Origin of the sequence: Thiohalobacter sp. COW1, from assembly GCF_016629505.1 — a bacterium.
Classification (GTDB): Bacteria; Pseudomonadota; Gammaproteobacteria; order Thiohalobacterales; family Thiohalobacteraceae; genus Thiohalobacter; species Thiohalobacter thiocyanaticus_A.
In genome coordinates this window covers 3,165,809-3,191,924 of record NZ_AP024239.1, presented here as the reverse complement: position 1 = coordinate 3,191,924, position 26,116 = coordinate 3,165,809, and the positions used below count along the sequence as shown (strand labels likewise).

The window sequence follows — 26,116 nt, the reverse complement described above, 5'->3', positions numbered from 1 at the left end:
CCACGCTTGACGTTCACTCTGAACATCCGGATCTCCGCCCATGTTCACGCTGAATACCCTGAGCCGGTTCCTGGACAGCCTGGAGGAAGGGGTCCTGTTCCTGGATCGCGAGCGCCGCGTGGTCGCCATCAACGAGGCCGCCAGCGCGCTGCTCGGCCGGGATCGGGACGAGGTACTGCGCCGGCCCTGTCCTAGCATCTTCGCCGATACCGCCTGCGCCCGCGCCTGCGAGGCACGCGGCCACTGCACCCTGAGCCAGGCTCAGACCAGCGCCCGCCAGCTGCAGGACATCAGCCTGAGCCGTCCGGACGGCCTGGCGGTGCATCTGCGCATGTGGTCGCTGCTGCTGCCGCCCAATCAGGCCGACCTGTACAGCGCCATCATCCTGCGCGACCGCTCGCGTGAAGTGGAACTGGAAGGCGAGGTACGCGAACGGCTGCGCCTGGGCGGCATCGTCGGCCACAGCCCGGCCATGCAGACCCTGTACGAGAAGATCCTGCGCGCCGCCACCAGCGACGCCACCGTGCTGGTCATGGGTGAGTCCGGCACCGGCAAGGAACTGGTGGCCCGCGCCCTGCACGACAATTCGCCCCGCAGCAGCGGCCCCTACATCGCCGTGCACTGCGCCGCCCTGCCGGAGAACCTGCTTGAGGCGGAACTGTTCGGCCACACCCGCGGCGCCTTCACCGGTGCGGCCACGGCGCGCGCCGGCCGCTTCGAGGCGGCCCACGGCGGCACCCTGCTGCTGGACGAGATCGGCGAGATCCCCCCCAGCATTCAGGTCAAGCTGCTGCGGGTGTTGCAGGAACGCGAGATCGTGCGCCTGGGCGAGAACCACGCCCGCCCGATCGACGTGCGCGTGATCGCCGCCACCCACCGCGATCTCGCCGCCATGGTGCGGCGCGGTGAGTTCCGCGAGGATCTCTATTACCGGCTGTGCGTGCTGCCGCTGGAGGTGCCGGCCCTGCGGGAGCGGCGCGAGGACATCGCCATGCTCGCCACCCGGCTGCTGGAGGACGTGGCGCGCAACTACAACCGCCTTCCCCCGGAACTGGCGCATGACACCATACTGCAGCTGGAGGCCGGCGACTGGCCGGGCAATGTACGCCAACTGGCCAACGCCCTCGAATACGCCCTGGTCCACTGCGACGGCGAGCGCATCCTGCCCCGTCACCTGCCGCCGGACATCACCGGCCCGGCGCATCAAGATACCGCCCCGCCACCCACGCCCGGGGCAGCGCCGCTGACCCGCTATTACCGCACCCCGGCGAACGGCGAGGACGAATGGACACTGATCCGGCAGACCCTGCACGAGACCGGCGGCAACAAGGCCGAGGCCGCCCGCCGCCTGGGCATGTCGCGCACCACCCTGTGGAAGCGGCTGCGGCAGAATGCTTCGAACCAGCAACCATCGAAGGACTGAACCAGTGTCACCCGTATATTCATACCGCTTCAATGAGGCCACGGCGAAATGCCGTGGATAACGCGCGGAGCTGATCCTGTCGTTCGATGCCGACATCTAGCTTCAATGAGGCCACGGCGAAATGCCGTGGATAACTCGACGGCGTGAACACCGCACAGGCCAACCTGCCGGTGCTTCAATGAGGCCACGGCGAAATGCCGTGGATAACGCAGTGCAACCCACCGGCACCAGGCGCGTGCGTCTAGCTTCAATGAGGCCACGGCGAAATGCCGTGGATAACCAGGCCCTGACCACCGGCCAGGTGGCTGTTTCCGGCGCTTCAATGAGGCCACGGCGAAATGCCGTGGATAACAGGTGTCAGAGACATTCGCTAATGTCCCTGGATGCGGGCTTCAATGAGGCCACGGCGAAATGCCGTGGATAACCCGCCAACCGCCGCTGTCGCCTGATCCACCGCACCGGGCTTCAATGAGGCCACGGCGAAATGCCGTGGATAACGGTGTGGCCCTGGGCGGGGAGGAGTGGCAGCCGGCGAAGCTTCAATGAGGCCACGGCGAAATGCCGTGGATAACTTGAGCGATCCATGCCGGCCTGACGTGCCGCCGTCTTGCTTCAATGAGGCCACGGCGAAATGCCGTGGATAACAGTAACGGCGCATTCCCTTTTCGTGGCGATGATAAGCTTCAATGAGGCCACGGCGAAATGCCGTGGATAACAAGCCATTGCGCAAAGTCAACAACGCATCGCGATAGCTTCAATGAGGCCACGGCGAAATGCCGTGGATAACGGCCATCGAGCTCAGCCAGGACGCCACCGAGGCCCTGCAGGCTTCAATGAGGCCACGGCGAAATGCCGTGGATAACGTCCACCGCGCCGCCGTGGAGGACATCTACACCCGCATGCTTCAATGAGGCCACGGCGAAATGCCGTGGATAACGAGTGGGCTGCGCCAACGGTTACAGCACTATTGAGAGCTTCAATGAGGCCACGGCGAAATGCCGTGGATAACAGCGCGACCGGCGATTTTGAGATCAGCGATCTGCCCGCTTCAATGAGGCCACGGCGAAATGCCGTGGATAACGGTCTCGGCTGCCGTGTTGCCGAAGTAGGCAACGATGCTTCAATGAGGCCACGGCGAAATGCCGTGGATAACCATTCCAGCCCCACAGCTCGCGGGCCTCTTTGTAATCGCTTCAATGAGGCCACGGCGAAATGCCGTGGATAACGTATCATTTGCCAGCGGACGAATATTTAATACCGGGGCTTCAATGAGGCCACGGCGAAATGCCGTGGATAACATGCGCAGATTGCGCGTCACCGACTCAGTCCGAGTCCGCTTCAATGAGGCCACGGCGAAATGCCGTGGATAACCGTCGTCGCGACGGTGCCGATTCAGTCAGTCGATCAGCTTCAATGAGGCCACGGCGAAATGCCGTGGATAACACGGCGCAGCCCGGCTCTTGCTTGCGAACCTCTCCGTGCTTCAATGAGGCCACGGCGAAATGCCGTGGATAACGAGCGGTGACGATCGACCAGCCGATGGCAATGCACTGGCTTCAATGAGGCCACGGCGAAATGCCGTGGATAACACGACAGTGCCGATAATCTCCCGCGGGTCATAGTCGCTTCAATGAGGCCACGGCGAAATGCCGTGGATAACGCGGCGACGGCCTCGCCGGAACGCTTGACCATCTCATCGGCTTCAATGAGGCCACGGCGAAATGCCGTGGATAACGTCCGCTGTGACAGGCGTGGTCCCCGCTGTGTCCTGGCTTCAATGAGGCCACGGCGAAATGCCGTGGATAACGTCCCTGAATGGGCCATCGGCACCCCGCTTTACTTCGCTTCAATGAGGCCACGGCGAAATGCCGTGGATAACATGGCGCGCCGGATCACCCCCCACAACCCGAACGGCCCGCTTCAATGAGGCCACGGCGAAATGCCGTGGATAACTGCTCTACGGCCTGCATGAGTACGCCCGCGACAACCAGCTTCAATGAGGCCACGGCGAAATGCCGTGGATAACTCTGGCCGCTCTGCGCCAGAAGCTGGAAGTGGACGAGCTTCAATGAGGCCACGGCGAAATGCCGTGGATAACATGCCCCTTTGGTTTATGTTCGCCGCACCAGTCGCGCTTCAATGAGGCCACGGCGAAATGCCGTGGATAACTCCAGCCGGTGTTCGTGGGCACCGCGCAGGACATCGCTTCAATGAGGCCACGGCGAAATGCCGTGGATAACGTGATCAGGGCGTAGGTCTCGCGGGCGTCCGGCTCGCTTCAATGAGGCCACGGCGAAATGCCGTGGATAACCCAGCTACGGGTTGTGTGAATGACCATCATCCACGAAGCTTCAATGAGGCCACGGCGAAATGCCGTGGATAACCACCGCACCATCCGTTACCGCCGCGTGTGGCAGGTCGCTTCAATGAGGCCACGGCGAAATGCCGTGGATAACGATGATCTCAATGCCCAGCGTCCGTTCCAGATACCCGCTTCAATGAGGCCACGGCGAAATGCCGTGGATAACTCCCAGAATTTGTTTCCCTTCGGTGCTGCCATATGTGCTTCAATGAGGCCACGGCGAAATGCCGTGGATAACTTCCCGTGTCGTGGGCAATAATCTCTGCGTCGTGTTGCTTCAATGAGGCCACGGCGAAATGCCGTGGATAACACTGGTGGACTACTACGCCAACGAGTACCACCTGGAGGGCTTCAATGAGGCCACGGCGAAATGCCGTGGATAACATAGCGGATACCGCCGGGGAAACGCGGAGACTCGATGCTTCAATGAGGCCACGGCGAAATGCCGTGGATAACGGTCTACTGTCCGCGATTGCGCGCCGGGAATCGAATTAGCTTCAATGAGGCCACGGCGAAATGCCGTGGATAACTACTTCATCTGAATATGGAACTCAGTCTGCAACTTAAGCTTCAATGAGGCCACGGCGAAATGCCGTGGATAACAAAGCAGAAGGAGTAATACATCATGGCAATGACCGTTGCTTCAATGAGGCCACGGCGAAATGCCGTGGATAACCAAAAAATGTAATGTCGCAAAAAGTGACATGAGTCGCTTCAATGAGGCCACGGCGAAATGCCGTGGATAACAATACCTCAACCTCGGCGCATTACGCCCAAGGACTGGCTTCAATGAGGCCACGGCGAAATGCCGTGGATAACGCACGGCGATCTTGAGAGGGCGATTGATTCTGCTGTGCTTCAATGAGGCCACGGCGAAATGCCGTGGATAACCTGCCGCTGGTCGAGGTGATACCCGTCACCTGTTTGGTGCTTCAATGAGGCCACGGCGAAATGCCGTGGATAACTACATTGTTTTTCGCCACTAGCGACGCGGAAACATTCGTGCTTCAATGAGGCCACGGCGAAATGCCGTGGATAACTGTCAGTGTCTGTTTGGCCACGTGAAATCTCCTGGATCGCTTCAATGAGGCCACGGCGAAATGCCGTGGATAACCACAGGCCGGACCTACATCCTGCGCCACGCCTGGCTGCTTCAATGAGGCCACGGCGAAATGCCGTGGATAACAGCCCCCGCTGCAGCCCAGCAATAATGCGGACTGTAATGGGTATGTTCGAGAGCTCAAGCCTTGAGACAGCATAACAGATCCTTCTCAACACGCGGAAACAACCGCAACACAAAATCACCCTTTTCAATCAATACATTACGGCTTTCGAGCGCTCCCCGGGAATTTCGCCACCACAGCAGCGCTCGCGCTGGCCGGGCAAAAAGATCAGACAATAATGGGTTCCCGTTCCACGGGATTGAACTCCTTGCCCAGGCTGATGACCCGGGGCGAGACAGATTCAACCTGCCCGAGGTCCATGAGCAATACATGATCCTGCTCGTGATGAATGATCTGGTCAAGTGTGGACACCAGATCGGCATGTCGGCGGCGGCTCAGCCGACACTGGAACACGGACAGCTGCAGCCATTCCCCATACCCGTGCATGAGCTTGAACACGGCACGCCAGCGTTTGGGTTCGGATATATCATAGGTCACGATGTACAGACGTTCGTCCATGCCTACCTCGTCAGGAAATTCGGGTATTCCGCAAGCTCGCCCAGAAGATGTCGACCGAGCAACCGAGCCTGCACTTCCAGCAGGCGACGATAACTCACCCGGTAGCCGAACAACGGGTGTGTGATCTCCTGGCTCAGCCTGCGCTCGAATGCTGCAATGAATCGCTTTCGTCCATCGTTCGTGAGCGCCACGCTGCCGGCAGCCGAGATGAAATCACTGGGCCTGACCTCGGCGTTGTTGATGGCGGTCAGCACACTCGAATCCGCCAGCAACGGCCGGAAGGGTTCCATCATGTCCAGCGCCAGGGCGGGCCTGCCATAGCGGGGTTGATGATAAAACCCCCGGTAGGGGTCAAATCCGACCGCCGTCAATGCAACCGTCCAGCTCCGGGTCAGAAGGGAGTAGGCGTAGGACAACAGGGCATTGACCGGATCGGTCGGGGGGCGTCTGTTCCTGCGATTGAAATCGAAGCTGAAGCTTTCCGTATCGGCATTCTTCTTGATCAGATTCGAGAAGGCGCCGAAGTACCGGGCTGCGGCCGAGCCTTCGATGCCCAACAGTGTATCCAGGCTCTTCGCCCTCTGGGCCGCCTCGGCGTCGCGCTTGAGCAGGGAGACAATCTCGTCGGGCGGCCCATCCCCCCTCCAGTTCCGCCTCAACAGTGTCCTGCAGTTCAGGATCTTTGCCCGCACAAGGCCCTTCGCCAGCATCAGGCAGGCCCGTTCGTCGAAACTGGCCTGGTACTGGGCGGTACGCAGCTCGACATTCTTGTGGCCCGTGCCGACCGTATGCCCGAGAAACCAGCCGCCGTAGGAATGCCAGGTGATGGGGATCTCCCGGCGCATCAGTTCGTGCAGCGTGGGCGTGGTGACATAGACATTGCCCATCAGGACCAGCTGGGAGACATCGAGCAGGCGCGCCGTCGCGGCCTTTGTGTCATCCACCGTGACCTCCAGGGTCTCGCCCTTCTTCGCGACCTTGGCGCGGTGGGACTGCACGTACAACGGCAACGCCTCATCTCGTCCCACGGCCATGGGACGGGGCTCGATCCGGCCCGCCTGCAGAAAATTCACTTCATCGGGCAGGCAGATGCCCACCAGGGAGCAGCGCGGGCATTTCGGGCTGTCTTCAAGCGGCGGAGGCATCTGCCCGCCTGCTGCGATGAAGCGCAGGCCATTCACCGCCGCCATGGTGGCCTCACGCAGTTCCTCGTCGAAGACCACCCGCACCCGCTCCTTCGAGCCGGCGAAGTACAACACCCCCTCATCGCACCGATATCCGTGCTCTTCGAGGATCATGGCCTGTATGCAAAGTTGGACACGCTCGGGCTCATAGGCCCCCTTGCTGACGTGGGGGCGTTTGCCGCGCTTGTAGTCGACCGGGGTGACCTTGTCGCCCTCGGACTCGACCAGATCCATTTTCGCGATCAGCCCGAGGCGATTGGAGGAAAGGGTGATGGAACGGGCATGCAGACGATCGTCCTCGCTGCCCGCTCCCGGCTCCGGAAGTTTGCCGCCCGGCTTGTCCACACGCCGGTGGACATGGCGCCCCTCGACGGTGTCGCCGGACTCCGCCCACTCGCCCTGCACCCATTCCAGATAGGCCAGCCGCGGGCAGTAGCTGTATTCGTTGACCATGCGCGCCGGCAGCAGCGGCATGTCCCCGGACAGATCCGGGAACGGCATGGGCAGTTCTCCCTGGCGCTGATCGTCCATTGCTGCACCTCACTAACCCTTTTCCTGGTAGCTGTAATTAATCGGCACCAGATATGTGGGCTTTAGTGGGTTCGATGCTGCACACGCGGACTGGGTAGCCTCGGGAGATGGCCAAGCAGGCGGTCGGCCCGGGCAATGACGCCGTCCACAGAGCCGAAGGCCGCGCGGCGGGCGGCCCCTGGCCGGAGGAGACCGGAGAAGCCTGGTGGCGCTGATGCGCCGGGCCGAGGTCTGGGTCGCCAGGCTCAATCCCAATCAGGGCGCCGAGGCCGGGAAATTGCGCCCGGTGATCGTCATGCAAACGACGCCATGCTCGCCAGCGACCTGTCGACCGTGATCGTCATTCCCCTGACCACGCAGTTCCGCCCCGCGTTCGAGCCCCTGCGCATCCGCATCGCCGCGCGCGACCGTCTGCTCAAGGACGCCTACGCCATGGTGGAGCAGCCCCGCGCCCTGGACCGGAGCCGCTTCGGGAGCGGTCCGTTGACCGCGCTATCCGCAAAGGAAATGACCGCCCTCGAAACGAGCCTGCAGGCCATGCTGGGGATGGGCTGAGACCATACGCAATGAGGCCGCCGCGCCTTGGGCGGGGCGCGGCGGATGTGGGGTTCCGAATTGTTAAAGAGCTTGTGGACTGTCAATCAATGCGCTTGAACAGCCCCAGACCAAAATGGCAGGCAAACCCCAAGGCCAGCGGCCCGTCGACGGGTTCGGGGAAGGTCAGGCGCCAGAAGCTGCCCTGACGATCCGGTTGTTCCAGCCCACGCTTGGAACGGAAACGATGAAAACGCATGGGCCCACTGTGTCGCGGACCGACCCTAACCTGTTCCAGCCGTTCCAGTCCGATGGGCTCAGGCAACCCTCGTTCACGGCATTCGCGACGAAGCTGATCCTCGATGCCAAATCGCTTTTTGACATGCCAGGGGTGTAGATAGGGCGTGACCGATTGCCAGACGGTGCTTTTTTGCGTCAGGACACCGCCCACATCAATGCCGCCGACCGCCTCCGGCACCAGGCGCCATTGGCCCCCATCGCGGCTCCACAGCCGGTTCAGCTTCGCCAGAACGCGCTGCTGCTCGGCATCCATCCCGTCGGGCACGTGCAGGATCAGCCGATCCAGACGGCCATCGCCATGGCTGTCCCAGGGCAGGTAAAAGGCATGACGGTGACGGTTGTCTTTGGGTAAATCATGCCCGGAGAATATGGGCGGCGCCCGACGCCCGCCATCGGCGTCCTTGCCGAAGGCATGCATCACGGCCATGCGCATCAGTTCACCGATGCGCAGGCTGTCTTCGACGCGCGGCAGAGGTTTTCCGATAAGGATGAAACGGGCGGTGGTGGCGCAGAGTGCGGTGGCTTTGTGAATGACAGGCCGGGGCTTGAGCGCGTCCACAGGACGCAGGTAACTGACCTTGCGCGCGGCGGGCGGCTGATTCCAACCTTGCTTGCGCAGGTCGGCGGTATCCATGGACAAGGCATCGAGCAGGTTGTCGGGGAGGGTTTTACCGAGTTTCTTTTCGGCTTTCTTATCGGGCAGAAAGCCTTGCCGAAGCGCTTTGTATTCTTCCGGCGGGAGCGGTGCATAAAGCGTAACGATTTCACCGCGCAGCTCGCCCGTTGTCGTGTCGAGCGCCTGGGTGCCGGGTGTGCAGTTGGTTTCGGGCATCTCGGTCACCCGCCGGGCTTCGACCCAGGATTCGGCGCGGCCCAAGTAGCCCATGACCGCCAACAACTCGTCCAGCAGACCGCGTTGATCATCCGGTAATTCCAGCGTAGGCCAGACCATGATCAGTGGGTCGTCGCAACCGACCGCGGTAAAGGCATCAAAGATCAGTGAGGTCTTGCCGGTGGCGAACTGCGGCATGTAATGACGCGTGTGACTGTGGCTGGCCGCAGGGAGAGCATATTCCGGCAGCTCCTGTGCCAGCGATTCGATCAGCGCCATTAGCGTGGCGTCGCTGTGTTTGCTCGAACACTTGACCTTGTGATGCCAGGTGGCAATCAGGCCGCGCAGCAGGCGCCAGGGCTCCGGTGGCCAGGCCACGGCGCCTTCGTTGACATGCCGGTCCCACGGCGTGGCGTGGTAGCGCCCGGCGGGAAAGGTGAAGGACAGCGCAAGCATGGGTCATTTCCTGTAGGTGACAGTGGTCTGTTCGAACTGAGCATCACCGCTTGCGGCTTGAATGAGACCGGGCAGCGCCTGTTCCAGGTCGGATAAAGCGGGCAATTCGAAGCCCTGCGGGCGCTGAATTTCAACACCCTCGCATTCCAGATCGCAGGCGGTGCGCAGACGCAGGCCGTATTCAAGGCAGGCGCGAATCTTGTACAGCGCCAATGCAACCAGCAGTTGGTATACCGTTTCCGGCAGGCCATAGCCCCGAAGCTGCGCGAGATCCAGGTTGAAGAAGGCGTTGATGTCGGGCGAGACGAATTCGTCGCGGGCGAATGGAACGTTGCCGAACCCCTTGGAGGTGTCGCCGGACGGATTGACGGAATCGTTCTTTACACCGCCGCTGGCCGCGACCTTGCTGTCACGCGCCTCGATGAAGGCCGATAGCGCGCGCGGCAGACGCAGACGACCGCCTGCAAGCTCCTTTTTGGCCAAAAAGACGCCATGCAACAAAGCATTCACATCCAGGCGCAAGAGCACATTGGCCAGCTTACGCAAGTCGACGATGCCCTCTTCCATATCGGCCAATTCGCTCTTGAGCCGGTCAAAGACGGTCTTATCCTGCCCTACCAGAATGTATGGCGAGTTGATGCGATGGGCCTCCAGCACCGAGTTGGTCAGCGGCTTACCGTCCTTGTCTTTGACCTTGATGACGGGAAGTCCCTTAAGGGGCTCGATCCAGTCATCGGTCACCTTGTCCCAGCAAACGGCTTCCATGCGATTGGCCATGCTCTGCGCCGATTCCACCAGCAGCATGGGCGTGCCGTCAGGGCCTTCGTATTGAGCGGCGCCGATTTCGGGAAAGCCGGTGGGCTGAAAGCGTGTTCCCTGCAGCGGCTTGAGTTTGGCGCGCAGTAACAGGCGCGGGGCATGGGCGAGGGCGGAAAGATCGAGGCTCATAAGGGTCTCCTTGGATTTTTACAATCAAGCGGATTCGGATTGTGTTTCGGTTTCGGGGGTTATCAACACGCTGCGTGCAAGCGCCCCGATGGCGCCGTAACGCAACGGAATCAAAAGGGCTGCGGCAGCCCGGGCAGGATCGATACCCGGCAGTTCGGGCATGGCATGAGGGCTGAAAATCGGTGCCAGTCCAGACGAACGCAGTCGCTGACAGGCCATCCTGACAGCCCGGTTTTCGTGATTGCCGGCGGCAAGCTGCGCCAGCATGCCGGTGGGGATCGGCAGATGATCATTTTCGCCCATCCAGTCCAGACTGCGCAGGGTGCGATCCGGCGCCAGCGCGAGCTTGAGTAATGCGAAGCCGGCGTGGATCAAGCCATCACCGGCCGATCGGTCGGTATCCTGCGGAATGTCGCATAGACAAAATCCGGGCAGCAGCGCGGCGATGCGCGCATCCATGCTGTCGTCACGCAGGAAGGCAGCCACGTCATCCAAGGAGGCGCCGGCAGGACTGCTCAGCGGCTTGTCCGGCATATCCAGTTTTTCCGCCAACCACAACCGGCGTTCGAGCAGCGTACGCAGCGTATCGATCAACCGTCCCATCTGGCCGGTGTACACACGCGCCTTCTCGCCGGCCTCCGGCGCCATCCACTTATCGTATTTACGCTGCATCGGAAAGAGTTGCGCGCGCAGCGGCAAAGGTTTGTCGCCGATGCCGCGCAGACCCGCCAGCGCCTTGGCGATACGGAAAGCGGGTGTGTCATCGTCGGCGGCCAGCACCCATTGATTGGAAAGACGCGGGATTGGACGCACCGACTCCTTGGCCTTGCTGCTGTTCGACAAGACGGACTGGATCTCGCCGAGTAGCATCAGTAGGAACTGCATCTGCATTCGATTCGGGGCTTTCCCTGCCAAGGCAAACAACGCATCTTCGAGGCGTTTGCGCAGCATTCCATAGCGGCCGGCGGTCTTGTCGTCCTGCGCAAATTTACGAAACGCATCGAGCCAACCATGACGATTCAGGTCGGTCATAATCCAATTGTCATGGGCGACTTTAGGCGTAGCGAACGTACCGAGGTGTGTCACCACGTAGTAACCCTGCCCGCGGCGTTCATAAAAACCAAACCGGTTGAACGCAGTGATGCCCCGCGCGGCACCCAGAGCCGATATGGCTTGCAACATATCGATGCCGCTGCGTGCCGTGCTTTTACCTTTTGTTACGCGCCCTTCCGCAAGCAGGGCGGCAACTTCTGTGAGCGTCGCCGCACCCTCCCACGTCGGCAGCCAGAGCTCCGGCCTTGCGCTCTCTTTCGGGGCCAGGCTGCCGCCACCTGCGAAGCTTGGCGACACGGCAAACGGAAAGCTCGGACGACCAGATGCTGTGGATTCGAGCCGTTTGGTCGTAAGGGAAGCAAACAGAATTGCGCCTTCCATGGCCAGCACGCTGTCCCAAATGTTTCCACTGGAACCACCTTCGAAGCCCGTACTCATGTTTGCGCCGCCCGTGGCGAGCGTGTCGAGAAATCCAATATTCGATGAGGATTCGCGTGGGCAGATTTCAGCAAACAAACTGTCGCCAAGTAACCGTGTCGCCAGAAGCGTTGGCTCGTCCGTGTTCTCGTCGATCAGTTCGAGCAGATAGCCGACATGATTGATGGAAAAATCCATGCTTCCTTCGTTGCCGCCAGAGCCCAGCAACGGGCCGGGCGTACGATCGTCTCCCGCCAGTGCAAAGCACGCGTCGATCCATGGGAGAACGCTATCGTCGAGCTCATTGCGCAGCGCACGCAACAACGCGCTTTTCAATTCGACTTCCTGGCGTTTAATCGCTGACAGTTGGTCGGCGCCTGCCTGATCAAGCTTCTTTGCCTTTTTGAGTACCTCCAAGCGTTTGCGCTCAGCGCGAGCCTGATCCAGTTGTTGAATCACCGATACGTTGCGGATCGTGGAAACCAACTGTTGATAGAATTTGAAGCGCTTTCCGGCTGCATGCTCAATGCGCTCAAGGATGATGGCGCCCTTACGCTTTGAGCCCTGCCCGTCATCCCCCTCAAGAAAGCCGGCCCGGCCGCTCCAGGGCGAGATAATCGGCGTCGGCTCATAATCATGCAGAAAGAATTGCTCAATCCCCGCGCGATCCAAGGCGGTGTGCAACACAAACGCTTCGCCGCGCCAGAAACCGCGCGTGTCCGGGTATTTGGCTGAAAGCAGACGCAGCACGCCCAGGGCCTTGAGGTAGTTGGCCAGCGGTGTAGACGTGCAGCCGTGCAATACAATCTCGTTGTTCATGGACTTCACCTTGTAGCCGGCCTGCGATTCGCGCAATTCATCGGCAAATCTGGATTGCCGCTGCTCACGCAACGCGGCCAAGCGCTGCGAAAGTTCCGCCATTTCTTCGACGGCGAGCAGGCGCTCGTGCAGGCTGAGCGCGCGCCAGCGGCGCAGTTGCTCACGGCGACTGCCTTCCCAGGTGGTCTTGCTCCAGTCGATGCTTTCGTCATCACTCATCGCGGCCCTCGTCTTGTTGAATCCAGCGCAGATGCTGAATGTCGTCGATGTCTTTCGGCCTGTTTGCCGCTTCTTTCATGCGAATCAAGGTGGGGATGGAAACGAAGCGGACTTCCAAGCCAGGCAGCAACTGATCTTTCAATGCGCTTTCATATTCCTCGGCAAAGTCGAAGGGTTCGCGGATGAAAACATCAACCGAGGTGGCTGGAAACTTGTCGCTGAAGAAGTTGAGCACTTTCATGCCTTTTTCTTCCTGCCAGCGCTTGCGGTTTTCAGGCTGCGCAAAGGATTTGGCATCAATCGGCACAGCGGGGCAATAGCCAATCTCGGCCAAAGCCGAAAAAGCCCGTTCGATGCTGTCAGCATCGAGGGCAATCACCAGGTCAATGTCCATGGTGAGACGCAAATAACCATGGGCATTGACAGCAAGGCCACCCGCCACCAGGAAGCGCACTTGTGCCGCATTCAACGCCCTGACGACGGCCTCGAAAGCGGCCAGCTTCATGGCTGCTGCTCCTCGGCCGAGGCGCGCCAGTCGGCCAGGCGCACCAGGGTTTCCAGCCAGGCCAGCCGGAAGGGACCGTGCTCGTCTAGCAGCTTCAAGGTGCGTTCAGTCCAGGAGAGGCCTTGTTCGCCCGCGCCGATTTCCATCAGGGCGAGTTTCAGCGTGGTCTCGGCGCTGCACTCGCCGTCGAAATCCAGCGGCGGCAGGGTGTCGCCTTCCCAGACGCCGCGAGCGAAACGCTTGACGCCTTCGTCAGCCTCTTCGGTGGGCATGGCGCGCAGGCTCATGCGGACCTTGCCGTGATGGGCGGCGATCAGATAGGCGATCAGATCGCCATCGGGCTCGTCGTCGTGCTGGGCCAGCCAGCCGAGCATGGAGGCAAGTTCATGACGGAAGAATTTACGGCTGTGTCTGGCGGTGCAAGGCGACTTGGCCAGAAACCCCGCAGGGGCCTGGTCGCAGGCATGCATGGTGGCATCGAAAACGGTATGCGCCTTGCCAAGATCGTGCCAGCGGCCGGCGCGGACTACCGGCATTCTGTACGTTGTCTCGCCCACCTTTTCGCACAAGTCCGCAGCGTGCCGGGCGACATGGCCCAGGTGTTCGGATAGCGCCACGGGTTTGACTTGTTGCGAACGCCAGTCCTCGCCGTAGGCGTTCTCAAGCAAATGGACCTCAGGCGTTACGACCCGGACCGGCGACTTTTTGAGCGCGGCGTCAAAACCGATGGCTTCGTCATAGCCGCCGTCAGCAGCGCGCAACAGCAATGTCATGCCGGGGCGAGGATTACGGTCGAGACGGACCCACTGGCCGTTGTGCGTCTTGTCGCCCAGGGTGTCCCAGTACCAGGCGCCACGTTTGTGAATGTCCTTGGCCTGGCCCATGGAAATCGGGCAGATTTCGGCGCGCGCTGGCCTACCCTCGGGGTTGCCGTTCGGGCCGGATTGATTGGGATCGTCCTTGAAATCGCGCCAGAACACCTGCACGCCCGGCGTACCGCTGTCGCGGATGTAGTCGGACACGTCCACGTCGAAACCGGACAGGTCCGGGTCTGTGTTGAACAGGTCCAGCAGATCCTTGCGACGCAGCACGGCGCTGAGTGGACGTGTCTCATCAGTTCGCGGAAGGTCCTGCGGGCTGGCGCTGGTGAGCTCGGCCAGCTTGCTGCGTGCCTGCGCCAAAGTCCCTGCCGTGTAAGGCGATGCATCGGCGTCGTCGGAAGCATCTACCCAGAAAATCTGCGCGCCATCGGCATTATGCTCGCCGTAGCGGTTGCAGCGACCGAAGCGCTGCACCAGTGACGGCCAGGGGGCGAGTTCAGTCACCAGGGTTTTCGAGGAAATATCCACGCCGGCCTCGATGGCCTGGGTGGCGATGACGATACGGTCGGTCACGCGCTTGCCGCGCAATTGATTGGCCTGTTCGGCGCGCTCTGCAGCGCGGAAACGCGCATGGACCAGCAGATCTGTTTTGTCGCCGCGTTTCTCACGCAACAGGCGGAACAGTTGCTGCGCACGGTCCACGCGGTTGACAATGACCAGCGTCTGCGATGCCGGATCGTGCGCCCACAGCACTTGATCGCACAGATTTTCCAGATAGGTTTGTAAACCTGCCTTGTTGTTCGCTTCCTTGGTTAAGGTGACATCAGCCCGATCAACACGTTTGACGGCATGGATGCGCTCCCCCGCCTGTTCGCGATCCTGCTCGTCGATCGTATGCCGGACGAGCGAATCCATGTGCGCCTGCATGTCAACGGTCGCCAGCCAGTCGCGATCGACGGTGGCGGAAACCCAGAGGGTTCGGCTGCCCTTCGCAAGCGGATAACGACGGCGAAAGGCTTCGAGTTGTGCCGAGGTGGCCAGCCCGGCGCCCATCAACTGCACTTCGTCGAACACCCACAGGCAATCATTGTGCAGCAACGCGAAATGAACTGGCCATTGGTAGCGGCTCATTCCATAGCCGCGCATCAGCGCGCGCGAGAGCAGCATGTCCTGCGTGCCGATCAGGATCATGTCCTCTTCCGGATACTCGGCCCAGGTCTTCAGATCGCTCTCGCCGCCCATCAGCACATGCACGGAGACCCTGCCCTGCCCTGCTTCCTCGCCATGGATGCCGAGTTGCCGCAGCCACGCGCGGATATTTTCGGCCGTCTGTTCGACCAGCACACGCATGGGCAGGCACCAGACCAGGCGGCGCGGGGTGTTCGGATCAGGCTCATGCGCGCGGCCGCCATCGCGCCAGCCGCGCTTCCACACCCATGCCAGCGCAACTGCCGCCGTCTTGCCCATGCCGGTAGGCACGTCGAGCAGATCCGGCCATGGCTGCAGCGCCAGCCGCTGCTGGTAAGAGTATGGTTCCTGCGCTGCGGTGGCGGTTCGGAACCACGTTTGGTAATCCATCATTGCGTGTTGCCCTCATCGACAAAGGGTATTGAATCCGTTTCAGCGGCACCGGAAGCTGCCGCATCGCCGGCAACGGCTTGCTGAATTTCTTCAAAAGAAAGCTGCTCTGCCGTCAGTCACTCCCTGGTTGAAGTTGTTTGTTCGAATTCATAGGGCATTCTACCCCCCCTGAATACCCAGCTCAGCTACAGGCTAGCACCAGACAGGATCAAAACCTGATCCACCCCTATCAATATACTTACCTGTAACCACTTACGGCCCAGGATTTCCGGCATGTCGGTGTCGTTGCGTTGAATTCAGTCCCTACCGAACCCTCTGTCCTGTGCGGACATTCGGCTTGACGCTCGGACATTATTGTCCGATACTCTTTCCATTCCCAAGGATCGGGATCATGACCGGAAACGAGTTGCTCAGAAAACTCAGGCGGTACGCGAAGGAACGCGGAATAAGGCTGCGCCTGGTTTCGCATCGCGGCAAAGGCAGTCATGTCACACTCTACCCTGGAGCACGGCGAACGATATTGAAAGACCGAAAGCAGGAAATCGGACCCGGTCTTCTGAACGCGATACTGCGGCAGTTGGGCATCGACAAGCACAACATCGACTGAGCGTATCAACCATGGCCAGATCTCAACTCCAATTCGCATATCCCATGCAGGTGACGGAAGACGATGCCGGCCGTCTGCTCGCACGCTTCCCTGACTTTCCGGAGGCCCTCACGGATGCGCCGGACCTCGAAACCCTTCTGGAGGAGGCGACCGACTGCCTGGATGAAGCCGTGGCGGCCCGCATTGCCGAAGGCATGCCGCTGCCACAACCTGCGCAGACCGTGAAAGGCCGGGTCCACCGGATCACGCTCCCCGCACAGACGGCCGCCAAGGCAGCGCTGTATGCCGCATTGCAGGATTCCGGTCTGACCAAATCGGGCCTGGCCCGTCGTCTGGGTTGCGATGAAAAAGAGGTGCGACGCATGCTCGATCCCCGCCATGCCACCCGTCTTCCCCGGATTGAGGCCGCCTTGGATGCATTGGGTAAGCGCCTGGTCGTCCACACCGAGGATGTTGCCTGACCGCAAGGTCCATTTTTGCCTATCCATCTTGTACCAGGTACCAGGATCAGAGCCTGCCCCCTCTATTGATACCTCGCCAGCGCCGCCTCCAGCTGCGCCTGCACCTGGTGTCGCAGTTCCTCCGGGCCCAGCACCTCGACCTCGGGGCCGTACTTGAGGATGTCCATGATCAGTTCGGTGGGCTCGCTGTAGGGGATCTTCAGTTCATACCGGCCGTCCCACAGCACCTCGCCCTGCTGGCGGGGATGCCAGTGTTCATCGGCCACCCATCTGGCGGCGGTCTGGCTGAACATAAGGTGGGCGAGCTTGTCCGCCGGACCGGCGAAGATGCCATAGGCGGCGGCGTAATGGCGGTCCAGTTCATCCTCGTCCCGCTCCAGCGCCGCCTCCTCCAGCACCTCGACGGGCTGGATGCGGTCGACGGCGAAGCTGCGCGGGCCTTCACGGAGATGGCACCAGGCATCCAGGTACCAGTTGTCGCGGTAGTAGACCAGCCGCTGGGGCGAGACGACGCGCTCGGTGATCGCATCACGCGCCCGGCCATGGTAGAGCATGCGCAGGCGCCGGCGCTGCATCAGGGCACCGGCGATCCGGCGGAAGGATTTCAGGTCGGTCTGGCGGGTCGCCAGGGGCAGGATGCGCACCCGTTTCTCGATCTCGTCTGCGCCGATGCGTTCATCGCGCAGCAGCCGCTCCAAGCGCTCGCGCAGCGGCTGGATATATTCATCCAGCAGCCCTTCCTGGATGCCGCCCAGGAGATGATAGGTGGTCAGCAGCGCATGCAGTTCTTCTGCGTTGAACCAGAGCCCGGGCAGCTCATACCGGGGCGTCTCGTCGCGGGCGTAGCAATAGCCCTGGTGTTCGGGGTCATAGTCGATGGGGGCGCCCAGGCGCTCACGGAAGTGTCGGATGATGCGCTTGACGGTAGGTTCCGAGCATTCCAACTCGGCCACCAGTGTCTTCAACGACACTGGGTATCGTCGGGATTTGAGGATCCGGTCCAGCTCGTAGATGCGGTCGAATTTATCCACCTGTCACAGCTTATTATTTTCACTACGGCTCAACCATAGCATGACTTGGGATGAGCCGACAGCTATATGCACCATTCTGGTTCGCATTTGCGGTCGATAAGTGTTGGGTTTCGCTGCGCTGCACCCAACCTACAATCCCACTGGATTCCACGCACAGCCGGGGCTATGTTCTTCCTATCGCGTTTGTTAATGAAAGGCCGGAACTGATGCACACCAAGGCACGGCAGGGCCTGCTGTTCGATCTCGACGGTGTACTCTATCAGGGCGAGACGCCCGTCACGGGCGCCGTCGAAACCCTTGCCTGGGTATGCGAGCAGGGCATCCCGCACCTGTTTCTCACCAACACCACCTCGCGCCCGCGTTCGGCACTGGTGGACAAGCTGGGGCGCATGGGCATCGACATCGGTGCCGACAGGCTGCTCACCCCGCCGGTGGCGGCGGTACGCTGGCTGGAGGCGCATGTTCAGGGACCGGTCGCGCTGTTTGTGCCTGACGCCACCCGGTCGGAATTCGAGTCACTGGATCTCGTTACGGAGGATGCGCCGGTGGCGGCGGCGGTGGTGGTCGGCGATCTGGGCGAAGGGTGGAACTATGCCACCCTCAACCGCGCCTTCCGGCTGCTGATGCAGCCGCCGCAGCCGGCGCTGGTCGCGTTGGGGATGACCCGTTACTGGCAGGCGGCCGACGGCCTGCGGTTGGACGCCGGCGCCTTCGTCGCCGCGCTCAGTCATGCCGCGGGTGTGGAACCGGTGGTGCTGGGCAAGCCGGCCGCGCCTTTCTTCCAGACCGCCTGTGCGATGCTCGGCATACAGCCGGCGGACTGCGTCATGATCGGCGACGACATCCGCGGCGACATCGAGGGCGCGCAGCAGGCCGGCCTGACCGCCATCCAGGTCCGCACCGGCAAGTTCCGGCCGGCGGATCTGGAACTGGGTGTGCAGCCCGAGGCGGTGTTGGATTCCATTGCCGATCTGCCGGACTGGTGGGCCGGGAGGCCGGCGCCTTAGCCGGCTGTTGAACATCCCTTTCCCCCCTCCCTTGAGGGAAAGGGGTGAGGGCCAAGAGGGGATAAGCGCTGTATACCCCCTCACCCTGGCCCTCTCCCCGCAAGCGGGGAGAGGGGACTGTTATTATCCGTCGGTGAGTTTTTCAACAACCTTTCAGGGTTTGTGAGGATTGCCCTGCCCTGCCGCCTCCATGGCATCGCTCTCCTCGGCCAGGGGGGCATCGTCGTCGACCTCGTAGTCCTCCGGCAGGCGGTCAGGCACCTGCCAGGGTTCGACGGGCAGGATCCTGTATTCGCCGGGGCGGGGTGCATAGCGGTCATCCTTCAGGCCGCGCAGCAGGCCGGCCACCATCACCAGCATCACCAGCGAGAAGGGCAGCGCCGCCATGATCACCGCGCCCTGCAGGACCTCGAGCCCGCCCGCCAGCAGCAGCACTGCGGTAACCAGGCCGATGGCCAGACCCCAGAGGATCAGGTGCCCCCGACGGTGCTCGATGGCGCCATGGGCCAGCAGCGTATTGATGACCACGATGCCCGCGTTGGCGGAAGTGACCAGGTAGGTCGCGATGAGGATGGTGATCAGGATGCCGCCGGCCCGGGCGATGCCGGCCGGTTCCAGCGTCGCCAGGGTGGCGAAGGTGGCCCGGGTGATGTCCTCGGCCACGATATCGGCGATCGCGGCCAGGCCGCTGGTCTCGGCATGCAGGGCGGTGCCGCCGAGCAGACCGAGCCAGACGAAGGTGATCAGGGTCGGCACCAGCAGCACGCCCATCACGAACTCGCGCAGGGTGCGGCCACGCGAAATGCGGGCGATGAACAGGCCGACGAAGGGCGCCCAGGCCAGCCACCAGCCCCAGTAGAACACGGTCCAGACCTGATGCCAGTCGCCCGGCTGATTGGCATGGGTGTAGAAGGACAACGACATCAGATTCTGCAGATACCCGCCGGTGGATTGCACCACCAGGGCCAGCAGATAGTGGGTCGGCCCCCAGATCAACAGCAACAGCAGCAGCGCGAGGCTGAGCCACAGGTTGGCCTGGCTGACCCGCTGGATGCCGACATGCACGCCGGTGATCACCGAGATAATGGCCACCAGCGTCAGCAGGCCGGTCAGGAACAGTTCCATCCCTGCCCCGCCGTAATCGAAGCCGAGCATGAGCCCCAGCCCGGTTTCGAGCTGCTTGATACCCAGGCCCAGGGTGGTGACGATGCCGAACACGGTGGCGAGTATGGCCAGCAGGTCCACCAGGTCGCCCGCCCAGCCATGGGTGTGCTTGCCCAGCAGCGGATGCAGGGCCGAGCGCAGGGCCAGCGGCTGGCCCTTGCGGTAGCCGAAGTAGGCCAGGATCAGCGCCAGCAGGGCAAACACCCCCCAGGCGCTCAGGCCCCAGTGGAAATAGGTCAGCACCATGGACAGATCGGCGGCCGCGGAAGAGTCGGCACCGCTCAGAAAGGGGTTGCCGCGGTAGTGGCTGAGCGGTTCCGCCACCGCCCAGAACAGCAGACCCACACCCATGCCGGCGGCGAACAGCATGGCCAGCCAGGACAGGGTGGTGAACTCCGGCACCTCATCGTCTCGGCCCAGACGGATGTTCTTGTAGCGGCCGGTGCCGAGCCAGATGACCATGGCCAGGAAATAGGCCATCAAGGCTACGTAGTACCATTCCAGCAGCGGGGTCAGCTGATCGCGGCTGCCGACCACCAGGCGCTCGATCACGGCCGGACGATAGACGGCGAGCCCGGTGATCGAGAGCACGCCGGCCACGGCGACAGGGGCGACGCGGGGGTTCAAGCCCTTGAACGGACCGCGGGTGGCGACGTTGTACATGGCGGCTACCTTGTCCGGAATCCACGGATCATGCAAGAGCCCTGATTGTCGTCAGGAGGCGATGGGTTGCGCTGCGCTCCACCCATCCTACCCGGCGGGCGGGCGGGCGATGCCGAGATCGTCGAGGATGACATAGAGTGCCGGCAGCGCGATCAGGATCAGCACGGTGGAGACCAACAGTCCGAACACCACCGCGATGACCAGCGGGATGATGGCGGTGGCCTGGGTGCTGGTCTCGCTCAGCAGCGGCAGCAGGCCGGCAATGGTGGTCGAGGAGGTGATGAAGATGGCGCGGGTGCGCTCGCGGCTGGCCTGACCGGCGGCGGCGCGCACCTCCATGCCCTCGGCGCGGTACTGCTTGATGAACATGACCATCAGGATGGCGTTGTTGACCACGATCCCGGCCAGCGAGGCGGCGCCGACCAGCGAGGGCATGGACAGGTTGTAGCCCATCAGCACATGGCCCCAGATCGCGCCCATGAAGGCCAGCGGGATGGATAACATGACAATGAGCGGCTCGAGGTAGCTGCGGAACTGGAACGACAGGATCAGGAAGATCCCGAGCAGGCCGAGCAGCAGGCCGCGGGCGATGGACTGGCCGGTTTCACGCGAACGCGCGGTCTGACCCTCGATGCCGACTTCCACGCCGGGATGGCGGGCCAGCAGCTCCGGCAGCCAGTGCTCGCTCAGGTCGGTGACGATGGCATCGGCATTGGCCCGACGACCATCCACATCGGCGCTGACCGTCACCGCGCGCCGGCCGTCGATGCGGGTGATCTGGGCCCAGTCGCGGGTCTCCCGGATCTCGACCACCTCTCCCAGGGGCACGGCGTTGCCCTGCCCGTCCAGGATCACCGCGTCACGCAGGAAATCCAGCGTGGTGCGCTCCGCGCCGCTCTGGCGCACCAGGATCTCGATGTGCTGATCGCCGATCTGGACCGTGTCGACGATCTCGCCCAGGATGCCGGTGCGCAGCTGCCCGGCCACGTCGGCCGCGGTCAGCCCCAGCGGCAGCGCGCCCTCGGCCAGCACCAGCCGGCGCTGCGGCTTGCCGGGACGCAGGTCATCGAGCACGTTGGACACGCCGCTGTAACCGGCCAGCTTGATCGCCAGTTCGTCGGCGGCCTGCTTGAGCCGGTCGAGGTCCTCGCCATAGAGCCGCAGCTCGATGGGGATGCCGGCCGGCCCGAAGCCCGGCTCCTGGATCACCAGGCTGATCTGGCCGGGGATGTCACCGATGGCCTCGCGCCAGCGCCGGCTCAGGGTATCCAGATCGGTACTGCGGTTCTCGGCGCTCAGCAGGTCCAGCATGACGGTGGCGACATGCGGCCCGGTCTCGCCGGCGCTGGGATTGTGGCTGAAGCGGGTCTGCACCGCCCGGACCAGCGCGGCGCCGTCCGGCTGCTGCGGTGACAGTTCCGCGTTGAGCGATTCCGCCGCGGCCGTCACCCGCGCGACCACCGCCTCGGTGCGCGCCAGCGGCGTGCCCTGGGGCATGAGGATGCGGGCCTCCAGCACATCGCCGTCGATCTCCGGCATGGCCTCCATCTTCACATGCCCGCCGGCGATGAAGCCGACCGAGCCCAGCAGCACGGCCAGCATGGCGGCCAGCACGGCATAACGGTACTTTACACCGCCGTCGGCCAGCCGGCCGACCCGCTCGCGGAAACGCTCGAAGGCGGCGGTGAAACGCGCCCGCAGGCGCGAGTCATGCCCCGCGGCCAGCGCCGCCACCCCGTCCTTGAGATGGTGCGGCAGGATCCAGAAGGCCTCGACCAGGCTGGCCAGCAGGGCGGCGATCAGCACCACCGGCAGCACCTCCAGCACCGAACCGAGCTCGCCGGCGAGAAAGGACAGCGGCACGAACACCGCGGCGGTGGTGAGAAAGGAGGACAGCACCCCCGGCAGCACCTCCCGCGTGCCGTCGACCACGGCCGCCAGCGGCGTGCGCCCTTCGCCGGCGTGGCGGGCGATGTTGTCGGTGATGACCACGGCGTCGTCCATGACGATGCCGATGGCCATCAGCAGCCCGACCAGGGTGATCATGTTCAGCGACAGGCCGGTCAGCGCCATCACCGCGAAGGCGCCGGCGAAGGCGGCCGGCAGCCCGAACAGGGCCCACAGCGCCAGCCGCGGGCGGAAGAACAGGCTCAGCACCAGCCCCACCAGCACCAGGCCGAGGATGCCGTTCTCCACCAGCATCTGCAGCCGGTCACGCACGATGGAGGTCATGTCCTGGGTCAGGGTCAGGCGCACGCCTTCGCCCCGCCGGGCACGTTCGTCGGCGACGAAGGCGCGCAGCCGGTCCATGACATCCAGGGCATCGGCGTGCCGGGCCTTGTGCACCTCCAGCACCAGGGCGCGTTCACCGTTGAAGCGGACCTGCTCCTCGGCCCGCTCATAGGTCTCGGTGATGGTGGCGATCTCGCCCAGACGCAGCTCGCCGCCTCCCGGCCCGGCGATCACCACCAGTTCGGCCAGCTCGCGCGGCCGCCGGCGCTGGTCGACGAAGCGCAGCTGGATATCGCGCGCGTCGGTTTCCAGCGTGCCCAGCGGCAGATCCACATTCTGCCGGCGCACGACGCGGGCGATGTCCTCCACCCCCAGCCCGTACTGACGCAGCCGGTCGCGCGGGACCTCGATCTGCCACTGGCGCTGGGACAGGCCGCGGGTGACCACATCCACCACGTCCGGCAGCGCCAGCAGCCGGCCCTCCAGTTGCCCGGCGTAGGTCTCCAGGTCCGGCAGGCGCATGTCGCCGGCCACGGCCAGGGCGGCGACCAGGTCGGTGCGGTAGAGCTCGCGGATGATCGGCGCCTCGGCCTGTTCGGGCAGGTCGGTCAGGGCCTCGATCTCGGTGCGGATGTCATCGAGGAAGCGGCCCATATTCCCGCGCGGGTCCATGGCCGCCAGGGCCTCGGCCAGGTTGTCGCGGGCGGTGCAGCGGAACTCGTCCATGAACTCCACCCGTGCCAGCGCCTCGCCCAGGCGCTGACAGATGGCCTCCTCCACATCGGCGGCGGCCGCGCCGCGGTACTCCATGGTGACACTGACCTCGGGCGGCAGGTAATCGGGGAAGGTCTCGCGGGTCAGGGTGGGGGCGGCCAGCACCCCGACGGCCAGGATCAGGATCAGCAGCAGATTGGCCGCCGTGGGGTGGCCGGCGAACCAGCGGATCACGGCGCCGCCCCGGCGGCCCGTTCGGCCAGCGCCCGCTGCGCCCCGGGATCGGGTTCGACCCGCAGGCGCATGCCGTCGATGGCCGGCGCCAGGTCATCCAGAATGACCCGTTCGCCCGCCTCCAGGCCGGTCGCGATGACCGCCAGGTCACGCTGGCTGAGCAGCAGCTCGACCGGGCGGCGGCGCAGCCGGTCGTCGGCATCGGCGACATGGACCTCACCCTGGTGCACCGCCGCCAGCGGTACCAGGATGCGGGGTTCGGCGGCCGGCGCCGACATGAGCGCTTCCACGTACATGCCGCGCACCAGCGGCGGCTGTTGCGGCGGGCGGGCGCTGCGCCAGGGATCGGCCACGCTCAGCACCAGCTGCACGGTGCGGGTGCGGGGATCGATGCCACTGGCGATACGGCTGACCCGGGCCGGCCAGCGTACCTGCGGATTGGCACTGAGGTGCAGCTGCGCCTCGATGGACTCCAGGTTCAGGCGACCGGCCAGTTCCACCCCGACCGGGTCCGCCGGCAGCTGGGCGGCACCCAGCAGCTGGCGCAGCTGAGGAATGGGCACCTGCACCACCACCTCGGCCGTCTCGATGCCGTCGGCGGCGAACAGCAACTCGCCTGCCCGCACCTGCTGATGCAACTCGACCTCGACCTGGTGCACGCGGATGTCATAGGGGGCGGTGAAGCGGGTGTCGGCCAGGTCCTCCCGCGCCCGCGCAAGCGCGGTTTGCGCGCCGTCCCGACGGGCGCGCAAGTGATCGAGCTGACTCGGGATCAGCCGCAGCCGGTTGTCCAGCGACTGCACGGCCTGGCGCTGCGCCAGCGTGGCCCGGGCCTGTTCGTCACGCCGGGTCTGCGACAGGGCGCCGGTCCGGGCCAGCCGCTCGACCCGGTCCAGTTCCTGTTCGGCCAGTTCCAGCCGCTGGCGTTCCAGCGCCAGCAGGTCCGCGGTGTTTTTCTTTTCCTGCTCCAGCTGGCGGATCTCGGTTTCGATCCCGGCCAGCTCCGCCTCGGCCGCGGCGACGGCCAGCTCGAAGCGGGTGGGATCGATCTCCAGCAGCCGGGTGCCGGCCTGGATGAGGTTGCCGCTTTCCAGTTCCGGGTGACGGTAGATGACCCGTCCGCCGACAGCGGCCACGGCGCGCCAGCTGCGCGCCGGTGTGACGCTGCCGAAGCCGCGCGCCTCGACCCGGTAGGGCAATGCCTCGGCCTCGATCACCCGCACTGTGCGCAGTGCATCGTCACCGGGTTGCTGCGCCGGCGGCGGTTTCAGGTTCACCATCAGGATGATGAAGGCGACGCCAATGACCAGCGCACCGGCTGCCGGCAGGACCCTTTTCAGCCGGACTGAACGGCTCATGCGACCAACACCGGCCCGGGCTGTCCGTGCAAGTTGACGGAAGCGGCAACCGGGACAAGCAAGCGCGCGCGCAGCCCCCGCGGATGAGGACGCGGATCGAAGTTGTGAGTATCAGTCATGATGCGCATGATCCGTTCGTTTCCACAGGTGAGGTCGGCGCAGCTGAGGGACATCATGCGCCGGCTGGTGCCGGCGGTTCAGCCATGTAGTTCCTCCCCGTCAGGGAAAAATGAACCACGGCGGACAAGAGGGCGCAGACGTGATGACACATCATGCGGGCGCTGCGTCCCGCCTGAGCCTACACCTTCCGCCCGGCAATATGCACGGCCAGGAATCCGCCCCAGGGCAGCATACCGGGCAGCATCGCCTCGGCCAGCCGCGCCGGCAATCCCCCGTCGGGGAAAAAGATTGCCGTGCGCTGACGCTCACACACCGGGGCCGGCTCGAGCACAGCCAGCCACTGTCGCACCTGTCGCCAGTCATCCCAGCGGGCGCCGCGATAACTCCCACGGCCGTGTTTGCCACGGTACAGCAGACTGCGGCGGTTGAGCAGTCCCAGCACCAGGCCGCGGCGACTCACCCGCCACAGTTCCCGCAGCACCCGCACCGGCTCCGGCACGAAGCACAGGCTGGTCACTGCAGCGGCGTAATCGAAGCTGGCATCGGGGAAGGGTAAGGCGCGGGCATCGGCCCGGACATAATCCAGATCAAGGCCGGTGGAAAGTGCGTGTGCTTGGGTGAGCATGGCCGGATCCGGATCCACCCCGGTGACCGCCAGGCCGGCGGCGGCGAAGCGGCGGCTGAAGTGCCCGGTACCGCAACCCGCATCCAGCAGACTGGCGCCGGATTGCGGTCGCAGCAGCCGCAGCAGAAGTGCGGCCTCGCGCCCGGCGATCCAGCGTCCGCGCGGGCTGTGATACCAGGCTTCATAGTCAGCTGGATCGAGTGTCATGCCGAAGGTCGGTTGTCCACGGAGTC

The 26,116-nt window shown here is 63.5% G+C and carries 18 protein-coding genes and 1 CRISPR repeat array; of the genes, 6 read left to right on the top strand and 12 right to left on the bottom strand.

From position 1 onward, the window contains the following. Positions 1 to 40 precede the first annotated feature (40 nt). Positions 41 to 1,423, top strand: a complete 1,383-nt coding sequence (locus tag COW1_RS15140) for a sigma-54-dependent Fis family transcriptional regulator (protein WP_201344669.1) — start codon at positions 41 to 43, stop codon at positions 1,421 to 1,423. 26 nt (positions 1,424 to 1,449) lie between these two features. After that, a CRISPR array of direct repeats spans positions 1,450 to 4,971; the repeat unit is 36 nt; unit sequence GCTTCAATGAGGCCACGGCGAAATGCCGTGGATAAC. A gap of 205 nt (positions 4,972 to 5,176) precedes the next feature. Here the strand turns inward: COW1_RS15140 and cas2 are convergent. Further along, the gene (gene cas2, locus COW1_RS15135) at positions 5,177 to 5,467 is read right to left on the bottom strand and encodes a CRISPR-associated endonuclease Cas2 (RefSeq protein WP_201344668.1); all 291 of its coding nucleotides are present in this window, start codon (positions 5,465 to 5,467) and stop codon (positions 5,177 to 5,179) included. 2 nt (positions 5,468 to 5,469) lie between these two features. After that, positions 5,470 to 7,182, bottom strand: a complete 1,713-nt coding sequence (gene cas1 / locus COW1_RS15130; protein ID WP_201344667.1) for a CRISPR-associated endonuclease Cas1 — start codon at positions 7,180 to 7,182, stop codon at positions 5,470 to 5,472. Between the two features lie 214 nt (positions 7,183 to 7,396). Here cas1 and COW1_RS17145 point away from each other — a divergent pair, with 214 nt between their 5' ends. Together COW1_RS17145 and COW1_RS15125 are read left to right on the top strand one after the other, a co-directional pair. Beyond that, entirely contained in the window at positions 7,397 to 7,519 is a 123-nt protein-coding gene (locus COW1_RS17145; RefSeq protein ID WP_255534322.1) for a type II toxin-antitoxin system PemK/MazF family toxin, read from the top strand. Then, the gene (locus tag COW1_RS15125) at positions 7,492 to 7,737 is read left to right on the top strand and encodes a type II toxin-antitoxin system PemK/MazF family toxin (protein ID WP_255534229.1); all 246 of its coding nucleotides are present in this window, start codon (positions 7,492 to 7,494) and stop codon (positions 7,735 to 7,737) included. The genes COW1_RS17145 and COW1_RS15125 overlap by 28 nt, the downstream gene beginning before the upstream one ends. Before the next feature lie 82 nt (positions 7,738 to 7,819). Here COW1_RS15125 and csb2 read toward each other — a convergent pair whose 3' ends face one another. Genes csb2 through cas3 form a run of 5 tightly spaced genes read right to left on the bottom strand, consistent with a single transcriptional unit; the run spans position 7,820 to position 15,667 of the window. After that, positions 7,820 to 9,304, bottom strand: a complete 1,485-nt coding sequence (csb2, locus tag COW1_RS15120; RefSeq protein WP_201344666.1) for a type I-U CRISPR-associated protein Csb2 — start codon at positions 9,302 to 9,304, stop codon at positions 7,820 to 7,822. 3 nt (positions 9,305 to 9,307) lie between these two features. After that, positions 9,308 to 10,252, bottom strand: coding sequence for a type I-U CRISPR-associated RAMP protein Csb1/Cas7u (cas7u, locus tag COW1_RS15115; protein ID WP_201344665.1), 945 nt, complete (start codon positions 10,250 to 10,252; stop codon positions 9,308 to 9,310). A gap of 24 nt (positions 10,253 to 10,276) precedes the next feature. Beyond that, positions 10,277 to 12,760, bottom strand: a complete 2,484-nt coding sequence (csx17, locus tag COW1_RS15110) for a type I-U CRISPR-associated protein Csx17 (protein WP_201344664.1) — start codon at positions 12,758 to 12,760, stop codon at positions 10,277 to 10,279. Further along, entirely contained in the window at positions 12,753 to 13,265 is a 513-nt protein-coding gene (locus tag COW1_RS15105; RefSeq protein ID WP_201344663.1) for a nucleotidyl transferase AbiEii/AbiGii toxin family protein, read from the bottom strand. Before COW1_RS15105 ends, csx17 begins: the two co-directional genes overlap by 8 nt. Next, a complete protein-coding gene (cas3, locus tag COW1_RS15100) occupies positions 13,262 to 15,667 on the bottom strand; it encodes a CRISPR-associated helicase Cas3' (protein ID WP_242466448.1) in 2,406 nt (801 codons plus the stop codon). The genes COW1_RS15105 and cas3 overlap by 4 nt, the downstream gene beginning before the upstream one ends. Positions 15,668 to 16,058: 391 nt before the next feature. On the opposite strand from cas3, the gene COW1_RS15095 reads away from it, so the two are divergent. Next, positions 16,059 to 16,274 carry a type II toxin-antitoxin system HicA family toxin gene (locus COW1_RS15095; RefSeq protein ID WP_201344662.1) on the top strand — a complete coding sequence of 72 codons (216 nt, stop codon included), beginning with the start codon at positions 16,059 to 16,061 and terminating at the stop codon, positions 16,272 to 16,274. 44 nt (positions 16,275 to 16,318) lie between these two features. Then, complete coding sequence (locus tag COW1_RS15090) at positions 16,319 to 16,735, top strand: type II toxin-antitoxin system HicB family antitoxin (protein WP_201344661.1); 417 nt, start codon at positions 16,319 to 16,321, stop codon at positions 16,733 to 16,735. A gap of 62 nt (positions 16,736 to 16,797) precedes the next feature. On the opposite strand, the gene COW1_RS15085 is transcribed toward COW1_RS15090, so the two are convergent. Beyond that, complete coding sequence (locus COW1_RS15085; protein ID WP_201344660.1) at positions 16,798 to 17,766, bottom strand: YafY family protein; 969 nt, start codon at positions 17,764 to 17,766, stop codon at positions 16,798 to 16,800. Between the two features lie 206 nt (positions 17,767 to 17,972). Here COW1_RS15085 and COW1_RS15080 point away from each other — a divergent pair, with 206 nt between their 5' ends. Beyond that, the gene (locus COW1_RS15080; protein ID WP_201344659.1) at positions 17,973 to 18,773 is read left to right on the top strand and encodes a TIGR01458 family HAD-type hydrolase; all 801 of its coding nucleotides are present in this window, start codon (positions 17,973 to 17,975) and stop codon (positions 18,771 to 18,773) included. Between the two features lie 153 nt (positions 18,774 to 18,926). On the opposite strand, the gene COW1_RS15075 is transcribed toward COW1_RS15080, so the two are convergent. From COW1_RS15075 to COW1_RS15060, 4 genes are all read right to left on the bottom strand, one after another. Beyond that, positions 18,927 to 20,600, bottom strand: coding sequence for a BCCT family transporter (locus COW1_RS15075; protein ID WP_201344658.1), 1,674 nt, complete (start codon positions 20,598 to 20,600; stop codon positions 18,927 to 18,929). Positions 20,601 to 20,687: 87 nt separating this feature from the next. Continuing rightward, positions 20,688 to 23,780, bottom strand: a complete 3,093-nt coding sequence (locus tag COW1_RS15070; RefSeq protein WP_201344657.1) for an efflux RND transporter permease subunit — start codon at positions 23,778 to 23,780, stop codon at positions 20,688 to 20,690. Then, the gene (locus COW1_RS15065; RefSeq protein WP_201344656.1) at positions 23,777 to 25,138 is read right to left on the bottom strand and encodes an efflux RND transporter periplasmic adaptor subunit; all 1,362 of its coding nucleotides are present in this window, start codon (positions 25,136 to 25,138) and stop codon (positions 23,777 to 23,779) included. The genes COW1_RS15070 and COW1_RS15065 overlap by 4 nt, the downstream gene beginning before the upstream one ends. A gap of 298 nt (positions 25,139 to 25,436) precedes the next feature. Continuing rightward, entirely contained in the window at positions 25,437 to 26,090 is a 654-nt protein-coding gene (locus tag COW1_RS15060; protein ID WP_201344655.1) for a class I SAM-dependent methyltransferase, read from the bottom strand. Between the last annotated feature and the right edge of the window lie 26 nt (positions 26,091 to 26,116).